We start from the raw sequence: 20,125 nt of genomic DNA on the forward strand, positions 1-20,125 counted from the left end.
AAAAACGACTTTTAATCTGCTTTAGAAAAGACTTCGGAAGGAAATAAAAAAGTGGAGAACTGCATGCAATTAGATACCGAAAATTTGAGTCTGTAAACGCTTTATAAAGTTTTTTGCGGATGACAATGATAAATCACCCGCATAGCGAGGCAACGTTTAACGGTGTGCCGCTGATTCAAGATGTCGTTGAATGGTACTTAATACGGCTCTTTCTGCTTCTGGTGATAATTCGCCTTGTTCTGTTACGGGCAGATAAGGCCGGGCTGGTAACAATACAGATTGATCGCGGCCAGCTTTACCTCCCAATTGATGAATACGCCCGTAGACTAAGTTTGTACCGACAACTGCCGTGTGAGCATCATATCGGGTACTGACTGAACGCATCAAACGAGCAGTTTTTTGCAGTGTCTGACCACCACGTTCCTTTGCCGCCACAGAGGGTATCCATGCCGGGCGTCCTCCAGTTTCAAAGTTAAAATCGGTTTCTGCTGACAATGTTCCAGCAATTTTACGCATGGCAAGTGTCAGATCATTAGTAGCCAATTCTAATGCCCGCAGTCCACGTCTTAGGTCTCCATCATTAATGGTGATAGTGATATTACTCATTCTGTCCTCTCAGTTCGCGGCGGGCCAGTCCAGATAGCTCCCCCTGATATCTGGCCAAATCGGGACGATATGCTGCCCCCGGCGAATATGACCAACCTACATCAGTCGCCACTTTTGTTATGCCGGTGTTGAATGTAACAACGGGCTGTATCTCACCTGTTTTTTGTGAAACCAATTTCAACTCCCAGCCCATTGCTTTACCTGAATGCATAACTTTTATCCCTCTGGCACGAACATCATCATGACTGAGGGCAATCACACTGCAACGGCAACGCCAGCCATTAGGAGGATAGAAGGCTTGCCAAAATGGGTCGTCAGAGCGAAATACCAAACCATGCAATGCGAGATGGCTCTTGCGTGTATGGTTATCGTTGATCCCTGTATACATCCAGTACGGTCGGTCATCAATATTTTCCATTTGTTCGGCCCAACGGCCTGCACTGTACAGCACCGACATGTTGGTACGAAAGATAGTATCAAGGCGCCACGGACTACCTTGCTGAACAGTGACACGCTCCCCTGTAACGGGGTCATCGGTCTCTTTCGTTCCCCACCACCCCTTACGTTTTAATGTTGGCTCCAGCTCCTGACGAAACCAACGATCAGTCTTGCCTTCATCCAGTGCCTGTTGTAGCGCCTGGCGAATATCTTCCAGAATATCCAGACGCGTGACTTTCGCCACCGTGAATGCACGGGCATGAGTCTCTTGCCAAAGTTCTTCCCAATCCCACGTTATCTTGTAACCCTTAGATTGCAGATAACCAATGGCTCGCTTGGGAGGTAATGTCATGCAATACGCCAGTTCAGGCGTGGTTATGCTCATGCAAGCGCCCCCAGATGTTAGACACAAACAAAACCCGTGCTAGCCGCTCTTGCAAACCCTCTGCGTCCATGTGTGGATAAAGCTCGGCTAACTCCCCTATTAGATCGCTGGGATTAACACCGTTTTGAACACGATGGAACAAAGGAAGCAGCAGAGACTCCAATGATTCATTCAATGATCCTTCATTCATCAAAATATCCAGTGCTTCATCTAAGGTGTCTTGTGCTGCTAAATCTGCGTGAACAGCTTCAGAGAACGCCAGTGGGAGGGATGGAATAGTCGTGGTTGACAAGGTTGTTTCATCAATATCCCCATCCTGCAATTGATATTCGCGTTTCCAGTATTGCGGAGTAAATCTGACACCAGCCTGACTCAACTTAACATCACGATTAGCCTGTGTTTCATCAACCGATTGCTGCTCCCAAAGACGATAGACCGGACATTCAACGTTACCGAAGTTCAGTTCTACAACCCAGCGTATAGCCTGATTGATGGCACTGGTGATAACGTCAGCATCAGCATCACGAATATCATCCGTTACCTCTAATCCCGCTTGTGCAGAGGCTTTATTGCTGTTTGCTTCGGTTGTTTGGTTTTGTCCCAGTAACGCAATAGAGATCTCACTGCGAGCAACGGTAATTAAGTTCTGGTAAATATCACTGCTGTCTGATTTACCTGCTGCCTCTTTAATCTCGACGGAGGAATCATCAGGAATGGCGGCGACTGCATCATCAATCATCGCTTCCATCGAATCCAATAACAGATCAATTTCACTTTGTGGCGTACCTCGTGGATGCTTTCCAATCACCCACGGTGAACCATACTTCTCAGCAAAGCGCACCCAAAACTTCATGCCGCCTTTCTTAAAGGTGACGGGCCAGAAGCACATGGATAAATCTGGAAATCCATAAGGGTTGTCATAAGTAGCATCTTGACGTGGTGTTACAAATTTATAAAGAGGAACCCGTTCTCCTTCAACGCCTGCATCACGGGCACGAAAACGCAGTTGGTTATCACGGTCATAATGGAACCAGTCAGGCGGTTTGCTAACAATATCCGTCACTGACCATGATTGATTCTGGTTCCAAATCAATTCACAAGGCTGATAGCCGTACAGAACCGCGTCATGCATTTCGCCAATGATACGTGACATATCCAAGTCCGCGAGCATGTCGCGGATAAAGTTAAAGACTCGCACAGGGGCATTACTACGTTCTACACCACGCTCCAGTGCTTTCACTCCGGCCTTGCGGCGGCGAATACATCCACCAACTAAAGGATCAGTACGTAATTCACGATAGATACGAATATCCCGCCCTTGGGCTTTGAGAATAGCATCAGGGTTAGGTAGATATGTGCCCAGACTGTAGAAGTCAATGGAACGGCTACGCGATGCAATTTGTTCAGTGAACGACTGCTTTGATTCGGAAAAGTTAATAAATTCTGTTGGTGAAACCCAGATACCACGAGCCATTAGTATCCCTCCAGCATACGTGCAGACTGACGTCGTCGGCGGGAACTTGCCTTCACCGGACCTTTGTTAATTTCACGGCTGGCGAAGTACGCTAGGGCAAGGGCTATCGCTGCATCACCGTGGCGCTTGCCGCCGTCCGCTTTTGCTTTTGAGCGCTGCTCAGGTACACGGGGAACACCGTTAATGACCTGTACTGCTCTCAGGTCATCCAAAGTGTCTTCATCCTTTGGCAGTGCCTCCAGATCGCCGTCTTCCAGCGCAGCCTTCACCGGGGGCATATTGTCACGATACCAACCTTCGGTGAGCATGACTTGCTGAACACGGCTGATGCCATATTTTTGCACGGCATATTCGGCCAGATAAGCACCGTTACCACGGGCATCAAAGGCTGCACCCAGCAGATTAGGAAGTCCATCCATTAGATACCAAGTGATTTGCTCCTGTTGTTTAAATGGCACGTTGCGCAGCTCCAGAACAAACGGCACTCTGCGTACCAGATTTTTTTGTTGCAGCAATGGATAATCCACGGACAAATCACCACTGCGGCCAAAATCGCGTCCCAGAAACGAACGAGCATCAGAAGGCAATGCATCCAACAACGGTTTCAGGTTGGCTTTTAGCCACTCTTCGGTATCTGTGCGGCGTATTTCATCGGATTTAAGCTCATATCCTTTCGGACAAGTCAGTCGCAGCAGTGGCGTATCGGGAGACATCCGAGATTCAATCAGAGCGCGGGACAACCATGCTCCACCACCATTAGCAGGAATACAGTCCAATTCTTCTGATGCTCCAGCTCCGTAGAACTTGTACACCGACATCATCCACTGTTGTTCAGCCTCTTGTGACCATTCACGTCCGGTACGTAAGCAGACACGGTGAAATAGTCCTTCAGCCACAGCTTCCTTAAAGGTCATACGGTGGATAACGCCGTCCCTGCGTCCTGCCCGGATATCGTTCAGCAACTCATTAAACAAGTTGCTATCCCCGTTATGGGTGGAGATCACTCGCACTTTACCGCCCCAGATAAGCATGGCTAGTGCCGCTTTCAGTAATTCATCGAGCTGTTCGTGGAAAGCAGCTTCATCAATGACAATGATCCCCTGACGGCCACGCAAGTTAGACGGACGGCTAGAAAGCGCCACTACACGGAATCCAGAATCTGGAAATTTGATAGTGAAAGTTTTGATGTGCTTATCATCTTCGTCTTCTTCCCAGAACCCTTCTTCAATTTCACTAGCCGCATAGTTGAAAGCACGAGCCCACATTGCACAGGCTTGAATATATTCAATGGTCATATCTTGGTTATAGGCGATGTAATACACATTCATACCACCCGCCGCGGCAGAAGATGCGGCGATGAGTACATTATCTGACGCTTCAGCCCAAGTAATTCCCGTTCGACGACTCTTCTCATTGACTTTAAAAGAAGACGAGTCGGCCACCCATCGTTGCTGGTATGGCAATAAGACGACAGGTGCTGCTATTGAGGAAGTATCTGGTAGAACAGGTGCAAGCTGACTCATGTAGCAATTCCCAATATTTCCCGACGTAATGCAGCAACTGCTTCGGCAGATAATCCACCTTTGCGTGCAATTTTCTCTGCATTACTTGCAGCAGCTTCAGTCCGTGCCCGGACTTCAGATTGGAATTTTTTCAGATTCACGCTAGCACGAGAAAGTGTAGCTACGTTTTTTGCCACCGTTGAAAGCAGTGTGACGCGCTCTTTTGGCGCAATCTCTCCGTTTTCAGCTTCCTGAAGTTGAATAATACTTTCAAAAAGTTCAGTCTGAATTAAAGCAATCACAGCCTCAGAACGTGCATCTTGATCATCCACGGCACCTTCTGTGAGCATCCGTGCTGCTTCTGTTGCTGCCCGTATTGCACCGTATCGCTTTTCTATTTTTTGACCATAACGGTGAATAGCAGACTTACTGATTACATAACCTTGATCACGCAGCAAGATTTCGAGTTCCTGGTATCCACTAAATCCTGATTCAGTCAAAGCCCGCTCCAACCAGCGCCGGACATCTTCAGGGAGTTTATCGATTGTGCTTCGACGCGCCATTATTCACTCCAGTACTTTTCAGGGCGAGCAATACCAAGGCCGCATTCAACCGTATATTCAACAACATCAACACCAATACGAGTTAAGTCAGCAAACCAGCTACCCGATGGCTGTTTATTGAGGTCAATTAATTTACGGTCTGCCAGATAATCCAATTCCTTCCGTAATTCCAATGCAGTGACGTCAGGATAAATCGCGCGAGATATATCCAATAACAGTGTTTCACTGGCGGTATATGGGCGGGTTTTATTCAGTGCGACCAATAGACTCCAACGCAATGATTCACGACGAACACGAGCAACATCAATCATTTTTACCTCCGGCAATTCGGTGCTGCTGCACCATCTCTAATTTGCTGTAAAGCGCATCCAGCTTGGCTTCAATTACTGTTTGACCACGAATATAATCTTCACGGCGCACGTAATTCAGCGGCAAGTCAGCCTTAAACTGCATAAACTCACGTTCGAGCTGAGACCAATTGTCTACGGAATTTTTAAGCGCCTGCTCTAACGAGGCGTGTCTTTCCTCCTGTCGCTCTTCGGCTTTGCTGAATAACCACTTTGCGATACCAAAAACGAAACCAAGGAAAGAGAGCAGAAAACCTACGGCAGCCCAAAATTCAATCTGTAGTGTCATTGTTGTAATCCTTCGATGTAATCCAGCAGGCCATTGACCTGCGCTTTCAATGCAAGACACTGTTCTCCGTTATCGATGATATTGGCAAGGATATCTCGTTGTGTGATACCGGATGGCCGTAGTTGGGCATCAGAGCTTTCATTTCCACGGGACGCTTCATCAGCGCCGGAGGTAACGGAGGCAGAGCGAGTTTGTTCACCGGATAGGCCGAGGGCGGCGTTGTATTGCTGCATGAAGCCACGAGTAAACACACAATTAACAGGATGAAACTGTTGTTTTTCATCCATCCAACTCTGGGTAACATGGTCAATTTTCCTCTTCAGTTGTTGGTTCTGAGTGCGAAGTTGTTCAATATCGTTGAGATAATTGGCTTCTGCCTGATGCGCTGAGTTGACCTGCATTTGGTAACGTTGCTGCAAGGCATTGAGTGCTGCCAGTTCCTGTTCTGTCCGTCGCTTTTCCAGCAGAAGAAATTCGGTTTTCTGCTGTGCTAATGCGGTGTTTCCTGTCTCCGTTGCTTTCTGAAAGCCTATGGTATGGCCTCTCCAGTGAGCCAAAGCGAACATACCAATTAGCAACAAAATCAATACAACAGGTTTAGCCCATAATTTAATTGGCACAGCTGGTACCTCCCCAAGCCAAATAACGGGGCGCGAGTTCCAGTAATATGCGTTTAGAATAATGTCGATTTTCTTTCCATGCTGGCGCTCTACGTCCAGCATTCTGAGATTCAACATGGCCGAACCAGACCCACGGATTGAGACCAACTGCCTCGGTTTTCTTCTTATCCCGTAGTAACCAGCCTAAGCCCCCGTTATAGGAAGACAGCACCATCGCCATTCTTTGGCACTTATCGACAGCTTTAATGCGTTGCCATAGCCAATGATCATAGTGAACCATCGCCCGTATAGACCAGACTGGGTTGAAGGGATCTTTATTGGATAATTCAGGAATGCGTTGACTAATCCAATCCGCTGTTGCGGGCATAAACTGGGCCATACCCTGAGCACCAATAGGCGAAATAGCTCGTGATTTCCAGTCACTCTCCTGATGCAACTGAGCGGCAAAATCAGCTACAGGCGCATTCAATCCCCAGATCACACGAGAAGCACGTATTAAGTCATTGCGGTATTGCCGCGAACGGTGTGGCAGTTCGTCAGCCAATGCTAGGCTGACCATACCGCTACACCACAACAGAACAATTCCGATAATCTGCCGCCAATTCATAATCACAACCCTGTAGCTACACTCAGACAGGTAGCGGCAACAATCAATGCACGGCGTATCAGAACGGCTGCAAATACCATATGGTAGCCAGTCTGAACGGGATATTTTCCTTTTTTCATGAGTATTTCATCATATTTCAGATACTGACCGGGCCTTGCTTTCGGGAATAAACTACGATCAAGCCAGTACCCCAAGACAACAGCCAGAGCAATAAGCGACAATTTGTAGATCACAACAGGGACTTGTTGAGGGGAAACTAAACCGATAGTGATCAGCAATAGAACAGCTGTTAACAACCAGCCACCGAGGCGTAATTTTTTGATAAGTGATACAAACGATTTGAAAGTTTTCACTGAACTGTCTCCGTAGTCGTTGATGGAAACAGTTTTGCCAATTTATCGGAAAAAGGATTTTAAAGGGCGTTAAGAGCGCATCAGAAAAGTAAAAGACAGGATAAGAGCGACCTGCCTAACACTCGAATACTGGGTAGGCTATCAACTCACAGGTATGTACTGTGAGTCAACCGAGGCTCTTTCCGCTATTGATTATTGATGACCGGGAAAGCCTAACTCATTTTCAGCTAATGGAAAAGGCTTACGGATAATGAAAGAACAATCTTTACCTATCGTTCCGTGGATTGGTGGTAAACGCCGATTAGCAAAACATATTTTACCGTTATTTCCTGAACATACCTGTTATGTCGAACCGTTCTGTGGTGCTGCCGCGCTGTATTTCCTAAAAGTACCGAGCAAATGTGAAGTGATTAATGATCTTAATGGTGAGTTGGTGAATCTTTATCGCGTAATAAAACATCACTTGGAAGAGTTTGTCCGGCAATTTAAATGGGCATTGGTCAGCCGCCAAATATATAAATGGTTACAGATTACCCCCGAAGAAACGCTAACCGATATTCAGAGAGCAGCACGTTTCTACTATCTCCAAAAGCAGGCGTTTAGCGGTAAGGTTGCTGAACATACTTTCGGTACTTCCACCACCAGCCCACCGCGATTTAATTTACTCAGAATAGAAGAAGAGCTATCAATGGCTCACCTACGACTAGCAAGAACGATCATTGAAAATATGAACTGGGCACAATGCGTCCAACGGTACGACAGGCCACATACGCTGTTTTACTGTGATCCGCCGTATTGGGGTACAGAGGGATATGGCATAGATTTCGGACTTGAGAACTATGATTTATTAGCAGAACTAGCACATACCATCCGAGGGGAAATGGTAATTTCGGTGAACGATATTCCAGAAATGCGTAAGGCATTCAAAGGATTGAAAATGCAAGTAGTCAATATCGGTTACAACTTGAAAGTCACGGGGAAAGCTAAACAGAGTAAAGAGCTGATTATTTGTAATTTCTAATAACCGAGAATGGCAAGGCAATATATTTGCTTTGCCATTTTTTACCTTTAACCTAAGCCAATAGAACGGGATACAAACTGTAAGCCTATTCCGAGAGTTTGGCTCACTAAAGACCTTAACGCTTCTTTACTTTCAGTCTTCAATGTTTCCTTAATGCGATCACCTAATGGGGTTTCTAAGCTGTCAGGGATTACTTTAAGAACTTCTAAACCTTCAGCCGTTAATACGGCTCTATGACAACCTTCAGAGCTCATAGTCCCTGCCAAGTAACCATTTGTCATGAGCCAATCCACTGTATCCAGAAAAAATCTATGATCTTCTACTGTAGTACAAAGTTCGTCAGAGTATGTTCCATCAGAATATTGAAGGGATTCACCGATTACCTCTATAGATAAAAGATCTATCTTTAAAGGAAATGACTCATATAGTTTCCCAAATATAATACCTACAATTTCATTAAACTTTTCTATGTTTGTAGTAGACATAAATATCCTATTTGTTTCTAAAGTTTCAATTTCAATGTTCCACCAGGTACATTCTGTTGATCTAAACAAACAGATTGGCAAACTGATTTAGATATGGATAAAATTGTTTCGTTATCCCCTATATCAAGAAAACAATTATTCCCATTGGCTATATAATCATTGGGAAGTTTGGCATTTGTGGGAATTAATAAGTTACGCACAGTCCATACCCTTATATGAAATAAAAAATAACTATATTTTTAAGAATTTCTACGTTGTAAGATGACATCTATGGTATCAATAACATCCTGATTTTCATCTATTATCCTATTTTCTATCTTCCTGTGCTTGTCCATTTTTTTTCCGCAAAGCGCTATCAACACGACCCAAGAAATAAAGATTATCAATGTTTTATCATTAAGTACCAATACATTAGTAAATCCTTCACCGAAAAATATCATATAAGCGTTCCATAGGGCAAACGTGAATGCTATAAGCACGAGGCTAAGTAATAGCAGGCAAGGTGTATTGATGTAATAACGCCATTTAGCATCTTTATTTTCTATAAGTAATTCTCGTTTTATAGCAAGTAATTCCCGACTATTCCTTTCATGAAGCTCACGCGGGCGAGATGGCATGGGGTTAATATTGACGACTGAACCTACATGAATAGAGCCATGATTATTGCCACCAACGCTGATGGTTATTTGTCGTTCCTGCCCATCTTGGGGAAGTTGTTTAAGGCTATCAAAAACTTGTCCTGCTAATGTTTGTAATTCTTCATCTCTTCTGTCCATGCAAATCCTTTATTTTTTAATGATTAACAACCAGTTTTAATACTCTGTCAATTCTACTGTCATCGACAACCGACTCTTTAATTAAAAAGTTATATATTTTTGATGATTGCAGGACGAGTTCATCGGGCGTCCAGCGGCGATTAGCCTGTTGTGCCATCGAATCTAGTTTATGAACAATTTTTCCCAGTAATTCTGTATCTATCTCACTGTTTTTGTAAGCGGTAGAGGCTGACTGTTGAACTTGCCCTGTTATTAGGTACAACACATCAAGACCCGCTTTTGCCCAAAGGCTTATAGCATCAGCCCCTGGTGCAGATTCGTCTTTTTCCCACCTTATCTGTGATTTTCTTGATGCGCCAACCATCTCCGCGAAATCGGACTGACTAAACCCCAATCGCTCACGCTCTTTTTTTAATCTCTCACCAAGAGACATTTTTGTCACCAAAACCCTTTACAAGTCCCATTAATGGGACAATAATGTCATGTATTGTACAAACATCATTGCATTACCGGAGGCCATAGCATGACACCCGAGAAAATTAAAAGCCGCTTTCATCAACACGGCATCACTATTACCCAATGGGCACAGGAGAACGGGTATTCCCGCGAAGCTGTATACCGAGTTCTTAATGGACAATCCAAAGCTAATTACGGAAAGGCCCATGAAATAGCTGTAAAGCTAGGTCTGAAAACGCCAAGTTTAGGCATTTAAATTTAGCCTAACTATTTTATCACTTTATGTAACAGATTATCACATATTGAAAAGGGAGAATGTGACATGCGCAAAATTAACGTTTCCAGTTCTGGTACGCGCATATTACGAGTTCTTAAGGCTCTACGTGGTCATTCCTTGTCTGGGATGAGTAATGGTGAATTAGCGGAATTACTGGAGGAATCTCCTACAAATATTAATCGTGCACTAAATACATTAATAGAAGAAGGGCTGGCGCAAAAACTGGGTAGCGGCAGATATGCACCCGGTATGCAATTACTGCAAATAGCACAATCGTTCTCAAATGAAATGGCTAACACCCAAGCCAAAATTACAGAAATGAATCAGCGCGTTTTGGCTGGTAGCAGAAATTAATTAACAAGAGATTCATACAATGGCACGCTCAAAAAATACAACATCAGTAAAACTAGCCGAAGATGTTCAACTTGCTGACGATCTGCAGGTCAATCTCAACGCTATGACAACACACCGCCTGCAAATCATGGAACAGTTTGGAGATGGTCTGCCGTATGAACGTGAACGTATCGTTCACGAAACCCGTTTCTATATGGCTCAGAGTGCTGAAGCGATGTTGGAAGCTGGGAAGCGCCTCATTATTCTTAAAGAGAATGAACCTCATGGTGAATTTGTTGACATCGTTAAGGATCAACTTGGCTTGGAACCCCGAATTGCTCAAAAAATGGCACAAGCTGCACTCAAATTTCTTTCACCTGGATTAGAAACAAAAGCGAAAACGTTTTCGCTTTTGGGACGTTCCAAACTGTATGAGTTGATGCTTGAAGATGATGATGAACTGTCAGAATTGGCTGAAGGTGGCACTGTAGCAGGTTTGACATTAGATGATATTGATCGCATGTCTGTCCGCGAACTACGTAAGACCCTGCGTGATACACGCGCTGATCTGGAAATCTCACGCCAGACGGTGCAGGAAAAAAAGGAACTTGTTAGTAATTTGATTGAGGAGAAATCTCAAATCCAGCACAAACTTCAGCGCCGAATCAATCATGAAAAACCTGAAGAAGAAGGTGCAGCTTTGACACAAGAGGTTAATTCATTGTCTTTTGCTATTGATGCCGCTATCACCAATCTTTTCAATGGATTTGAAACGCTTAATGACCATACCAGACGCACCGATATTAGCCATGTTGGGTTTATGGCAGGCGTACTCGATGACCTTGAAGTCAAAATTCGTAACCTGCGTAATCACTTTAATCTGCCTGAGTACAGAGAACACAGCATTGTTCCTGATTGGGCTAAAGAAGGTGCGAAAGCAGAAGAGGAAAGATTCGAACGACCAGAATGGATGGATAAGGAAGAGGCACATGAATAAATCTGAATTGAAAAAAATGCTTGAAAAGAAACTGAAGAAATAAGGGCAATAACATGAATACCACAATGACCGAACGATTAGTTTCTATTGCACAGGCAGCACATAAAGCCGGACATGGCAGTAAAGAAGCAATATATCGGGCGGCTTGTGAAGAGCTGTGTATGTCACGTTCAACATTGATTAAAAAACTTGGTGAAGTTTCTGGCAAAAAGCCACGCAAGAAACGTTCTGATGCAGGTAATAGCGCGCTGACACGTGAAGAAGCAACTTTGATCTCAGGGGTATTGATGGAGGCCACTCGTAATACAGGGAAACGGTTATATAGCCTCGAACAGGCCGTTAATGATCTGCGTTCAAATAGCCTGATTAATGCAGGCCATATTGATACCAAAACAGGCGAATTTTCTCCGTTATCCATTGACGCGATTAGTCGTGCATTGCGCCAGTACAAACTTCATCCTGAACAGTTGAAAGTGCCTGCGACTAGCCTACAATTGGCTAGCCTGCATCCCAATCATGTCTGGGAATTAGACGCCTCAATTTGTGTGCTATATTACCTAAAAAACCCTAATAAAAACAATGGGATTGACAGTGGATTACGCATGATGCCTGTGGCTGAATTTAATAAAAATAAGCCGAAAAATCTGGCTCGTATCATTAATGATCGCGTTTGGTCGTTTGAATTAACAGATCACACAAGTGGCTGGATATATGTTGAATACTTATTTGGCGGTGAAACCAGTCAGAATTTTACTTCTGTGTTGATTAACGCAATGCAAGATCGTGGTGACGCAGATGTATTACACGGTGTACCCCAAATTTTATTTACTGACCCCGGTTCTGCTTTGACAGCACCTACACTACGTAACTTGTGTAAGGCCCTAGGCATTCAAATGATACAACACAAGGCCCGTAACGCCCGTGCTACGGGCTCTGTTGAAAAAGCACGTGACATCATCGAACGCAATTTCGAATCCGGTTTACGCTTTCGACAGGTTGATAATATTGATGAACTTAACCGTCTGGCACGGCTATGGCGTATGAAGTTTAACCGCAGTGCAATACATAGCCGACATGGACAAACCCGTACAGATTGCTGGCTAAAAATCACAGCAGAACAGTTAGTAAAAGCACCTGCCATTAATGTTTGTCGTGAATTGGCAATTGGCACCCCAGAAAGCCGTAAAGTACAGTCAACCTTGCGAGTATCTTTCAGGGGACGTGAGTATGACGTCAGTACCGTTCCTAGTGTGAGTGTTGGTGATTCTATCATGATCATCCGCAATCCGTGGCGTGACGAAGAGGCACAGGTAGTCATTACTGGTGAAGATGGCTTTGATGTTTTCCATCTTGTTAATGAAGTCACTAAAGATGAGTACGGCTTTGCCATCGGAGCACCTGTAATTGGTAGTGAATTCCAAGCCATTCCTCAAACAATTGCACAACGTAATTTAGCCGAAGTTGAACAGAAAATCATGGGGACAAACAACACAACTGAAACTGAAATAGCACGTAAATTGAAAACACTTCCCCTCAATGGTCGGTTTGATCCATATTTGGATATTGAACGTAATGATGCACCAACGTATATGCCAAAACGTGGACAAGCCTCTACGGTACATAGCCCACGAATTGAACAGCTTATGAACCCCGTTGATGTTGTCAAAATTTTACGTGAACGGTTTCAATTACATGGTAAGACATGGCGTGGTGAATTTTATCAGCAAATAGTTAAACGCTTTCCTAATGGTGTTCCAACAGATCAAATTGATGAATTGGTTGATGAATTCATAGGGAAATCAACAACTGTTGTATGCAATATTGTTAACGGTAATTAATTTTTCATGGTGTATATTAAGGAAAAGAAAAATGGCAATTAAAATTCATGATCCACTGCTTTCACTGACCACTTAAAATACAACTGAGGTTTATTTATAAAAGTGACCCAGTTTGTTTTCGTGGAACTCATTATAACGTAAGAAGTATACAGGATATTTTGCCAGGGAATGATGTTGCTATCTCTTATTATCAATAGCATATGCAGAAATAAAGATAGCCGCTTAACGGGGGATTATTATGCTGGTGTTTAAACAGCAGTTACAAGAACATCAGTTAACGCAAAGTGCAGCAGCAAGTGCGGCAGGAATTTCAGCGGCGGCGTTGGCTCAAATTGTTAATCACAATATATGGCCACGACAGAACGCAGATGCAATTCGTCAGCGTATTACTGATTTCTTGGCAAAAAGAGGTATCGATACCGCAAAAAGTTTTGAGGTGGTACAAACAACCAATAAATCAGATATCTATACCGATAATAAAAATACAACCCTCATTTCTGAGGAGGAAAACATGTTACTAAAAAAACAAGTGTTATTTCCAGCTACGAAAAAGCACTTTGGTTTATTTCGTGATCCATTTGAAGATAGTGCAATTCAAAGTGCTGAAGATGTTTTTGTGACTCCAGATAGCCGTTATGTACGGGAAACCATGTATCAAACAGCCCGCTATGGTGGTTTTCTGGCAGTATCAGGGGAATCAGGTTCAGGTAAAACGACACTGCGTCGTGATCTTATTGACCGTATTAACAGGGAAAATACCCCCGTTATTGTTATTGAACCCTATGTATTAGCAATGGAAGACAATGATATAAAAGGTAAAACCTTGAAAGCATCAAACATTGTTGAAGCTATTGTGAATACCTTAGCGCCATTGGAAAACTTGAAACGATCGCCTGAAGCACGCTTCCGCCAGTTGCACAAGATATTGAAAGACAGTTCACGGGCTGGCTATCAACATGTGTTAATAATAGAAGAAGCACACTCGTTGCCTTTACCAACATTAAAACACCTTAAACGATTCTTTGAACTGGAAGATGGATTTAAAAAACTGTTATCGATCATTTTGATTGGTCAGTCTGAGCTGGAATTGAAGCTATCTGAACGTAATCAAGAGGTTCGTGAAGTAGTGCAACGTTGTGAAGTTGTTAATTTGTTTCCTCTTAATGATTATCTGGAAACATTTCTGGATTTTAAATTTAGTCGCGTAGGCATGAAGACTAACAAGATTTTAGATAATAGCGTTATTGGTGCTATCCGTGACCGTTTATGTCTTAGTCGGCATAGTGGTAAAGAAACTGTTAGTTTATTATATCCATTAGCTATCGGAAACTTGATTATTGCAGCTATGAACATGGCTGCAATTAATGAGATACCTATGGTTGATGCCAATATTATTCGCAGTGTTAGCTAAAGATATCATTATGATAAAAAGTTCTATTTAGCAATTAATATTGAAAATATTCATATTAAAGCTGCCTCATCACAAGTTAAATATTCAAGGCGGATTTGACTAATTTCTGATTTTATTAATTTCAAGTTGGTTACAACAAGGGCGGAACATACCATAACCAAAGAAATGGAAGTCTTGTAAATATTAAGTTCGGAATTTCATTGTCGATCTACTTGAAAAAATTTCTTTGTTGAGGAAAAGAAGAAAATATATTGGTATTAATAAAAACATTCATTAAGTAACAGGTAATTAAATATCAATTAATTCATGTAAAGAAAATTTTTCAATTATCCATTTGAACAGAAAATTAAGTAAGGAGCACATTTATGAAAATAACATGTAATCACTGCAAACAACCTGTTGAAAAAATGAATCTAAAACAAGCCAATGTTATCCAAACTCCTGAATTTGGTGAGTGGGTTGTCGATTTAATCTTAGTTTGTCCACATTGTAGTCAGCAATACGGTGTATCTGTGGCAACATGGGATTTACAGCCATTGGAGACCACTCATGGATAAAACGGCCTTATACCGAAAAGCCAAGCTCAGTAGTATCAAGTTAATGCTGGCTATTTTAGTTTACTTAATTCAAGAGTACATAGCAGAGGATGAATAAGATGGCAAAACAGAAACTTATTCAGCTTACTTTCATATTGCACGTAGTGATCTAAAACTAGACGAGGATACGTATCGCCAGATGTTACTTGCAGAAACCGGAAAAGCCTCTACGCGGGAAATGGATATCCCGCAGTTAACTCGCGTTTTGGAAGCTATGAAAAAGCGCGGTTTTAAAATTCAATCTTTTAGGAAATCCAAAAAATCACGTCCATTAGATAGACATCCCCAATCAAAGAAGATACGTGCATTGTGGCTGGAAATGGCATCTATAGGTATTGTTCGTAATAGTTCTGAACAAGCCTTAGCTCACTGGGTTAAGCGTGAAACGAATATTGATGGTTTTCAGTGGTTAGATTCAGACCAAGTCAGCAGCATTATTGAAAAACTGAAGAAGTGGCAGAACCGCGTCACGAGGAAAAAGTATGAATGATGTGAATAACTTTCGTAGCAAAGGTCCTGAGTTGCTAGTCGAACTGGCACAGCATACAGCTTGCACGGTCAGTGAAATAATCCATGTTGAGCCTGCGTTAGCCGAACAAATTGGTGAAGCTGTTGCGAACCATATGATGCAGGTTTGGGGCGGTCAGAATGTCTATTTTCCTATGGGCATGGTTTGGAAAGTCAGCCTCCGTGATCGTGAGATTTTCAACGAATTTAACGGTAAAAATCATCATGACCTGGCTCGTAAGTTTGGTGTTTCTATTCAATGGATTTACAGCGTAGTGAAACGTATTCGAAAGGAGGAACTGGATCGCCTGCAAGGTAAGTTATTCGATAACGAGTCTGAATAGGCAGGTCAAACTAATTGAGCTTAGTAAAATCAGATGGCAGACTAAACATGATTCTCGTTCGGTCTGCCTTTCAAATACTGAAAAGGATTTACAATTGAATCTCCATAACTTCCCATTTAGTCCAAGTTTTTCCCATAATTATCTTTCAGTTTCTTTTCAAATATCTTACTTATGATCATTAGTATGGGTGAATTCAATAGTGCCAAGTGGAGTGTAATAAACACCTTTCCTGCCTGTTGTCATCACGGTGAGTCTGTCGATAGGGATCTGTGAAATGATCCCATATTCACTTAATGCGGATTCAAGGCTAACGTAGTTGTACTCACCGCGTCGTAGTGCTTTGGCAATATGTTCAATGGTGTAACTATCGCGGCTGTGCGCAAAGTTAAATAGATAAACTCCGCGTACAGGCCGCGAGAGCACCGATTCTTTAACTAGGCGATTTAAGCCTGCCTGAAGTGTTTTAGTGCCATCTTCAGGAAAGATTTTTCTGAGATCGGCAAGGGTGAAGATATATCGTCCTTTTTTGTCCCAGTCAGTTAATCGATTAAGTGCAGTGGATCTATCCATTAGTAGACAAGTAGCTCTATGTATTCGTGGGTATATACCTGTTATCTTTCAAGTTGCCTCTTGGTTGGCTGCACTCGCTCACCCCGGTCACAGAGTTACCTATGCTCCCGGGGATTCACTCTCTTGCCGTCGCGATCCATCTTGAAATCTATTGGGTATAATGTTTACTTAATTAACGATAGTTTTATTTTAAGTAGACATTAAAACTACATTATTATGGTGTTAATGCCCACTTAATGCGCTTGATCAAAAATAGTGAAGGAGATTCTTATTTCACTAGCGTAGTTAAATTATTCCAATAACTAATTGATATTTAAGCAAGTGTTATAAAGGGGTTTTCTTTGTTAACTAAACTTAAATGCAACGTGAAATCAGTGATATTAATCAGCAAAAATTCGCTTAAACCCCTCGGCTAAATCATCAATCAAATCCTGAACATTCTCCAGCCCGATATGCAGGCGGAATAAGGTGCCTGTTTTTTGTGGGATAGGGTATTGCCGCATCATTTTTATCTCTTCCGGTTGATAACCCAGAATCAGGGATTCAAAACCGCCCCATGAGAATGCCATTTTAAAATGGTGAAAATTATCCAGATAATCGGTGAACTGTTGAGAGGTTAATCTCTCTTTTAACCGGAAGGAAAACAGGCCATTACAACCACTAAAATCGCGGATAAAATTATCGTGACCGGGGCAGGAGGGGAAAGCAGGATGATAGACTTCTGCAACTTCGGTTCTTTGTTGCAACCAGCGTGCTATTTCTATACTGCTTTTTTCATGCTGTTTCAGGCGAATTGCTAAAGTACGTAGACCGCGACTTGCCATATAAACCGTATCGGCATCGGCTATTTGTCCCATCAAATAGGAATTTTCCCGCAGTTGCGCCCAACAGCGTTCGTTAGCTACGGCAATACCTAACATAGCATCTGAATGACCAATAATATATTTGGTGCCGGACTGAATAGAAATATCGATACCAAACTCCAGTGCTTTAAACAGCACACCCGCAGCCCAGGTATTATCTATCATGATGATAATATCTGGATTGACTCGCCGTACAGCGCGGACAATAGCCGGAACATCTTGTACTTCCATGGTGATTGAACCAGGGGATTCAAGAAACACCACTTTGGTATTGGGCTTAATGAGTTTAGCAATCTCCTCACCGATCATAGGATCGAAATAATCGGCAGTAATATTCATTCGTGACAATATTTTGTTACAAAAGGCTTGTGTTGGGTCGTAAGTCGAACCGGTTAACAGAATATGATCACCGGTAGCAGCAAAAGAGAGAATGGCATTACTGATCGCGGCAACACCAGAAGGATAAAGCATACAGCCTGCACCACCTTCCAGTTCAGTCATTGCTTTCTGAAAGGAGAAATGGGTTTGTGTACCACGACGGCCATAAAATAGCTCGCCATTGGCGCAATTCTTTGTCGCCTGCTTTTTGGATTCCACAGAATCGAAAATTACAGATGATGTTCGCTGAATGATTGGGTTTACTGCACCTTGAGTAAATTTATGGATTCTGCCCGCGCTGACTAATGAAGTCTCCAGTTTTTTTTCTGTCATGATACATTGCCACCTTAATTTCGATTTTTGAAAAGGTGTAAAAAATAGGGTTAACACGTTAAAAGATTTAGTTCTTTTTGTACAAAGGGATTAGCGCAACTTGACGAAAATTCATCTGATAACCTGCGAGTGGGGCCTCTTTAACTTTATTTTGTGAAGGGGTAACACTTTTTTATTAAACAATAATGATAATTACTATCAAATCACTTAATGTTTGATATTATCAGCCTGCATTTTTACTCATCTGGTGAAAGATGAGAGGAGACTCAGGGTAAATTAAGGTTAGCGAGATGACGAAAGGCAATTCACAGCTAAATAACAAGGTTTATAAGAAAGGGAGCAAAGGCCAACTGATGCGTAATTTGACTGCTTCAATAATATTGGCGTTCGGACTGACAGGCACAGCACTGGCTGATACAGCACCAGCATCCGTAACAGACAACAATCCTACGGCAAAAACCACACAGGTTGCCGCGCCTGCTCTGACAGCTACCGCCGTAGCTTCAGATACGACTGCATTGCAAGCAAATCAGGCCGCTCCACAAACTGCGCTTGCTACAGAGTCTACCCAAGTGGCTCCGGTTGTCACTGATGCTGGTTTATCTGACGTTCCAGAGGATCAAGCCAACCTCTCTAGTGGCTTTGCAACCGATCTATCTATTTGGGGCATGTATCAGAACGCTGATGTTGTTGTGAAAACCGTTATGATTGGTCTGGTGATTGCTTCTGTTATTACTTGGGCACTGTTCTTCTCAAAAGGTGCTGAATTGCTGGTGGCGGGTCGTCGTTTACGTAAAGAGCAATGGGCGCTGGCGGAAGTCAAGAGTCTTGATCAGGCGGCTGAAATTGCAGAAGGTTTCAGTAAACTTAGTATCAGTCGTTTGCTGTTGAGTGAAGTACAGACAGAACGCCAGTTATCTTCTGAGAGCATTGATTTGAATAGCACTAAAGAACGTGCTTCTTTCCGTCTGGAGCGCTCAGTTGCGGCTATCAGCCGTTATATGGGGCGTGGTAATGGTTATCTGGCGACTATTGGTGCGATTTCTCCTTTCGTTGGTCTGTTTGGGACGGTGTGGGGCATCATGAACAGCTTTATCGGTATTGCTCACTCACAGACAACTAACCTTGCAGTTGTTGCTCCGGGTATCGCAGAAGCTCTGTTAGCGACTGCTCTCGGTTTAGTGGCGGCAATTCCAGCTGTTGTGATCTATAACATTTTCGCTCGTATGATAGCTTCTTACCGTGGTCAGGTTGGTGATATGGCGGCCCAGTCATTATTACTACTTGGCCGTGATCTGGATTTGGCAAATAGCAAGACAAGGTGATTTATGGCAATGCGTCTTAATGAAGATTTGGACGATAGTGGCGAATTGCACGAAATCAACGTCACACCGTTTATTGACGTGATGTTGGTGCTGTTAATTATCTTCATGGTAGCAGCACCACTGGCAACCGTTGATATTAAAGTGGATTTACCTGCTTCGTCGGCAAAACCGCAACCACGTCCTGAAAAACCGGTATTCCTGACGGTTAAGGCTGATCGTCAGCTTTATGTCGGTGATCAGCCGGTAGATCATGATACTTTAGCGGCGGTATTGGATCAGACAACCCAATCTAATAAAGAGACAACCATCTTCTTTCAGGCTGATAAAACCGTGGATTATGAAACACTGATGAGTGTAATGGATTCTCTGCGTAAATCGGGTTATTTGAAAGTGGGATTGGTAGGGATGGAAGCGGTTCCATCGGGTTAATT

At 43.0% G+C, this 20,125-nt stretch carries 25 protein-coding genes and 1 pseudogene; 11 read left to right on the forward strand and 15 right to left on the reverse strand.

The genetic code is table 11. The features are described from left to right. Window positions 1-156: 156 nt before the first annotated feature. From EAE89_RS04045 to EAE89_RS04090, 10 genes are read right to left on the reverse strand one after another with little or no spacing between them, the layout of a single operon-like run. Window positions 157-606, reverse strand: a complete 450-nt coding sequence (locus EAE89_RS04045; RefSeq protein WP_214085402.1) for a phage virion morphogenesis protein — start codon at window positions 604-606, stop codon at window positions 157-159. Continuing rightward, window positions 599-1,429 carry a phage head morphogenesis protein gene (locus EAE89_RS04050; RefSeq protein ID WP_214085403.1) on the reverse strand — a complete coding sequence of 277 codons (831 nt, stop codon included), beginning with the start codon at window positions 1,427-1,429 and terminating at the stop codon, window positions 599-601. Before EAE89_RS04050 ends, EAE89_RS04045 begins: the two co-directional genes overlap by 8 nt. Next, on the reverse strand, window positions 1,410-2,903 hold the full coding sequence (locus EAE89_RS04055) for a DUF935 domain-containing protein (protein ID WP_214085404.1): 1,494 nt from the start codon (window positions 2,901-2,903) through the stop codon (window positions 1,410-1,412). Before EAE89_RS04055 ends, EAE89_RS04050 begins: the two co-directional genes overlap by 20 nt. After that, entirely contained in the window at window positions 2,903-4,426 is a 1,524-nt protein-coding gene (locus tag EAE89_RS04060; RefSeq protein WP_214085405.1) for a hypothetical protein, read from the reverse strand. The genes EAE89_RS04055 and EAE89_RS04060 overlap by 1 nt, the downstream gene beginning before the upstream one ends. Then, entirely contained in the window at window positions 4,423-4,968 is a 546-nt protein-coding gene (locus EAE89_RS04065) for a DUF3486 family protein (protein ID WP_214085406.1), read from the reverse strand. The genes EAE89_RS04060 and EAE89_RS04065 overlap by 4 nt, the downstream gene beginning before the upstream one ends. Further along, complete coding sequence (locus EAE89_RS04070) at window positions 4,968-5,279, reverse strand: hypothetical protein (protein WP_112896738.1); 312 nt, start codon at window positions 5,277-5,279, stop codon at window positions 4,968-4,970. Before EAE89_RS04070 ends, EAE89_RS04065 begins: the two co-directional genes overlap by 1 nt. Further along, window positions 5,272-5,604, reverse strand: coding sequence for a hypothetical protein (locus EAE89_RS04075; RefSeq protein WP_011147627.1), 333 nt, complete (start codon window positions 5,602-5,604; stop codon window positions 5,272-5,274). The genes EAE89_RS04070 and EAE89_RS04075 overlap by 8 nt, the downstream gene beginning before the upstream one ends. Continuing rightward, the gene (locus EAE89_RS04080; protein WP_214085407.1) at window positions 5,601-6,224 is read right to left on the reverse strand and encodes a hypothetical protein; all 624 of its coding nucleotides are present in this window, start codon (window positions 6,222-6,224) and stop codon (window positions 5,601-5,603) included. Before EAE89_RS04080 ends, EAE89_RS04075 begins: the two co-directional genes overlap by 4 nt. Further along, window positions 6,214-6,831 carry a transglycosylase SLT domain-containing protein gene (locus EAE89_RS04085; RefSeq protein ID WP_214085408.1) on the reverse strand — a complete coding sequence of 206 codons (618 nt, stop codon included), beginning with the start codon at window positions 6,829-6,831 and terminating at the stop codon, window positions 6,214-6,216. The genes EAE89_RS04080 and EAE89_RS04085 overlap by 11 nt, the downstream gene beginning before the upstream one ends. A gap of 2 nt (window positions 6,832-6,833) precedes the next feature. Beyond that, the gene (locus tag EAE89_RS04090) at window positions 6,834-7,184 is read right to left on the reverse strand and encodes a putative holin (RefSeq protein WP_046975925.1); all 351 of its coding nucleotides are present in this window, start codon (window positions 7,182-7,184) and stop codon (window positions 6,834-6,836) included. A gap of 250 nt (window positions 7,185-7,434) precedes the next feature. Here EAE89_RS04090 and EAE89_RS04095 point away from each other — a divergent pair, with 250 nt between their 5' ends. Further along, a complete protein-coding gene (locus EAE89_RS04095; RefSeq protein ID WP_214085409.1) occupies window positions 7,435-8,205 on the forward strand; it encodes a DNA adenine methylase in 771 nt (256 codons plus the stop codon). Window positions 8,206-8,252: 47 nt separating this feature from the next. Here the strand turns inward: EAE89_RS04095 and EAE89_RS04100 are convergent, their stop codons facing one another. From EAE89_RS04100 to EAE89_RS04110, 3 genes are all read right to left on the reverse strand, one after another. After that, window positions 8,253-8,690, reverse strand: a complete 438-nt coding sequence (locus EAE89_RS04100) for a hypothetical protein (protein WP_214085410.1) — start codon at window positions 8,688-8,690, stop codon at window positions 8,253-8,255. Between the two features lie 239 nt (window positions 8,691-8,929). Further along, a complete protein-coding gene (locus EAE89_RS04105; protein ID WP_214085411.1) occupies window positions 8,930-9,466 on the reverse strand; it encodes a hypothetical protein in 537 nt (178 codons plus the stop codon). A gap of 16 nt (window positions 9,467-9,482) precedes the next feature. Next, on the reverse strand, window positions 9,483-9,899 hold the full coding sequence (locus EAE89_RS04110) for a helix-turn-helix domain-containing protein (protein WP_082303644.1): 417 nt from the start codon (window positions 9,897-9,899) through the stop codon (window positions 9,483-9,485). Between the two features lie 90 nt (window positions 9,900-9,989). On the opposite strand from EAE89_RS04110, the gene EAE89_RS04115 reads away from it, so the two are divergent. From EAE89_RS04115 to EAE89_RS04150, 8 genes and pseudogenes are all read left to right on the forward strand, one after another. Beyond that, window positions 9,990-10,178: a DNA-binding protein gene (locus EAE89_RS04115; protein WP_036777229.1), complete on the forward strand. Its 189-nt coding sequence runs from the start codon at window positions 9,990-9,992 to the stop codon at window positions 10,176-10,178. Between the two features lie 66 nt (window positions 10,179-10,244). Continuing rightward, window positions 10,245-10,553: a helix-turn-helix domain-containing protein gene (locus EAE89_RS04120; protein ID WP_011147637.1), complete on the forward strand. Its 309-nt coding sequence runs from the start codon at window positions 10,245-10,247 to the stop codon at window positions 10,551-10,553. A gap of 19 nt (window positions 10,554-10,572) precedes the next feature. Then, window positions 10,573-11,529 (forward strand): DUF3102 domain-containing protein, encoded by a 957-nt coding sequence (locus EAE89_RS04125; protein WP_214085412.1) that lies wholly within the window; start codon window positions 10,573-10,575, stop codon window positions 11,527-11,529. A 53-nt stretch (window positions 11,530-11,582) separates the two neighbouring features. Further along, window positions 11,583-13,367, forward strand: a complete 1,785-nt coding sequence (locus EAE89_RS04130) for a DDE-type integrase/transposase/recombinase (RefSeq protein WP_214085413.1) — start codon at window positions 11,583-11,585, stop codon at window positions 13,365-13,367. Between the two features lie 238 nt (window positions 13,368-13,605). Further along, complete coding sequence (locus tag EAE89_RS04135; protein WP_214085414.1) at window positions 13,606-14,778, forward strand: ExeA family protein; 1,173 nt, start codon at window positions 13,606-13,608, stop codon at window positions 14,776-14,778. Window positions 14,779-15,143: 365 nt separating this feature from the next. Then, window positions 15,144-15,335: a hypothetical protein gene (locus tag EAE89_RS04140; protein WP_011147641.1), complete on the forward strand. Its 192-nt coding sequence runs from the start codon at window positions 15,144-15,146 to the stop codon at window positions 15,333-15,335. Window positions 15,336-15,433: 98 nt separating this feature from the next. Beyond that, window positions 15,434-15,864: pseudogene (locus tag EAE89_RS04145) on the forward strand (gp16 family protein). Further along, window positions 15,857-16,225 carry a Mor transcription activator family protein gene (locus tag EAE89_RS04150; protein ID WP_036843675.1) on the forward strand — a complete coding sequence of 123 codons (369 nt, stop codon included), beginning with the start codon at window positions 15,857-15,859 and terminating at the stop codon, window positions 16,223-16,225. The pseudogene EAE89_RS04145 and the gene EAE89_RS04150 overlap by 8 nt, the downstream one beginning before the upstream one ends. Before the next feature lie 165 nt (window positions 16,226-16,390). On the opposite strand, the gene abiEi is transcribed toward EAE89_RS04150, so the two are convergent. Beyond that, window positions 16,391-16,795 carry a type IV toxin-antitoxin system AbiEi family antitoxin gene (gene abiEi, locus EAE89_RS04155; RefSeq protein ID WP_214085415.1) on the reverse strand — a complete coding sequence of 135 codons (405 nt, stop codon included), beginning with the start codon at window positions 16,793-16,795 and terminating at the stop codon, window positions 16,391-16,393. Window positions 16,796-17,175: 380 nt separating this feature from the next. After that, a complete protein-coding gene (metC, locus tag EAE89_RS04160) occupies window positions 17,176-18,369 on the reverse strand; it encodes a cystathionine beta-lyase (protein ID WP_214085416.1) in 1,194 nt (397 codons plus the stop codon). A gap of 353 nt (window positions 18,370-18,722) precedes the next feature. Between metC and exbB the strand changes: the two genes are divergently transcribed. Together exbB and exbD are read left to right on the forward strand one after the other, a co-directional pair. Continuing rightward, a complete protein-coding gene (gene exbB, locus EAE89_RS04165) occupies window positions 18,723-19,694 on the forward strand; it encodes a tonB-system energizer ExbB (RefSeq protein ID WP_054477157.1) in 972 nt (323 codons plus the stop codon). 3 nt (window positions 19,695-19,697) lie between these two features. Continuing rightward, a complete protein-coding gene (gene exbD / locus EAE89_RS04170; protein ID WP_054476995.1) occupies window positions 19,698-20,123 on the forward strand; it encodes a TonB system transport protein ExbD in 426 nt (141 codons plus the stop codon). Window positions 20,124-20,125: the final 2 nt, after the last annotated feature.

Source organism: Photorhabdus heterorhabditis (assembly GCF_018448905.1).
In the GTDB taxonomy this organism is placed as follows: domain Bacteria; phylum Pseudomonadota; class Gammaproteobacteria; order Enterobacterales; family Enterobacteriaceae; genus Photorhabdus; species Photorhabdus heterorhabditis.

What these genes read in the sequence shown, in the direction of transcription:
- EAE89_RS04045 (WP_214085402.1), bottom strand. Translation starts at nt 606, where the DNA reads ATGAGTAATATCACTATCACCATTAATGATGGAGACCTAAGACGTGGA.
- EAE89_RS04050 (WP_214085403.1), bottom strand. Translation starts at nt 1,429, where the DNA reads ATGAGCATAACCACGCCTGAACTGGCGTATTGCATGACATTACCTCCC.
- EAE89_RS04055 (WP_214085404.1), bottom strand. Translation starts at nt 2,903, where the DNA reads ATGGCTCGTGGTATCTGGGTTTCACCAACAGAATTTATTAACTTTTCC.
- EAE89_RS04060 (WP_214085405.1), bottom strand. Translation starts at nt 4,426, where the DNA reads ATGAGTCAGCTTGCACCTGTTCTACCAGATACTTCCTCAATAGCAGCA.
- EAE89_RS04065 (WP_214085406.1), bottom strand. Translation starts at nt 4,968, where the DNA reads ATGGCGCGTCGAAGCACAATCGATAAACTCCCTGAAGATGTCCGGCGC.
- EAE89_RS04070 (WP_112896738.1), bottom strand. Translation starts at nt 5,279, where the DNA reads ATGATTGATGTTGCTCGTGTTCGTCGTGAATCATTGCGTTGGAGTCTA.
- EAE89_RS04075 (WP_011147627.1), bottom strand. Translation starts at nt 5,604, where the DNA reads ATGACACTACAGATTGAATTTTGGGCTGCCGTAGGTTTTCTGCTCTCT.
- EAE89_RS04085 (WP_214085408.1), bottom strand. Translation starts at nt 6,831, where the DNA reads ATGAATTGGCGGCAGATTATCGGAATTGTTCTGTTGTGGTGTAGCGGT.
- EAE89_RS04095 (WP_214085409.1), top strand. Translation starts at nt 7,435, where the DNA reads ATGAAAGAACAATCTTTACCTATCGTTCCGTGGATTGGTGGTAAACGC.
- EAE89_RS04100 (WP_214085410.1), bottom strand. Translation starts at nt 8,690, where the DNA reads ATGTCTACTACAAACATAGAAAAGTTTAATGAAATTGTAGGTATTATA.
- EAE89_RS04105 (WP_214085411.1), bottom strand. Translation starts at nt 9,466, where the DNA reads ATGGACAGAAGAGATGAAGAATTACAAACATTAGCAGGACAAGTTTTT.
- EAE89_RS04110 (WP_082303644.1), bottom strand. Translation starts at nt 9,899, where the DNA reads ATGTCTCTTGGTGAGAGATTAAAAAAAGAGCGTGAGCGATTGGGGTTT.
- EAE89_RS04115 (WP_036777229.1), top strand. Translation starts at nt 9,990, where the DNA reads ATGACACCCGAGAAAATTAAAAGCCGCTTTCATCAACACGGCATCACT.
- EAE89_RS04120 (WP_011147637.1), top strand. Translation starts at nt 10,245, where the DNA reads ATGCGCAAAATTAACGTTTCCAGTTCTGGTACGCGCATATTACGAGTT.
- EAE89_RS04125 (WP_214085412.1), top strand. Translation starts at nt 10,573, where the DNA reads ATGGCACGCTCAAAAAATACAACATCAGTAAAACTAGCCGAAGATGTT.
- EAE89_RS04130 (WP_214085413.1), top strand. Translation starts at nt 11,583, where the DNA reads ATGAATACCACAATGACCGAACGATTAGTTTCTATTGCACAGGCAGCA.
- EAE89_RS04135 (WP_214085414.1), top strand. Translation starts at nt 13,606, where the DNA reads ATGCTGGTGTTTAAACAGCAGTTACAAGAACATCAGTTAACGCAAAGT.
- EAE89_RS04140 (WP_011147641.1), top strand. Translation starts at nt 15,144, where the DNA reads ATGAAAATAACATGTAATCACTGCAAACAACCTGTTGAAAAAATGAAT.
- EAE89_RS04150 (WP_036843675.1), top strand. Translation starts at nt 15,857, where the DNA reads ATGAATGATGTGAATAACTTTCGTAGCAAAGGTCCTGAGTTGCTAGTC.
- abiEi (WP_214085415.1), bottom strand. Translation starts at nt 16,795, where the DNA reads ATGGATAGATCCACTGCACTTAATCGATTAACTGACTGGGACAAAAAA.
- metC (WP_214085416.1), bottom strand. Translation starts at nt 18,369, where the DNA reads ATGACAGAAAAAAAACTGGAGACTTCATTAGTCAGCGCGGGCAGAATC.
- exbB (WP_054477157.1), top strand. Translation starts at nt 18,723, where the DNA reads ATGCGTAATTTGACTGCTTCAATAATATTGGCGTTCGGACTGACAGGC.
- exbD (WP_054476995.1), top strand. Translation starts at nt 19,698, where the DNA reads ATGGCAATGCGTCTTAATGAAGATTTGGACGATAGTGGCGAATTGCAC.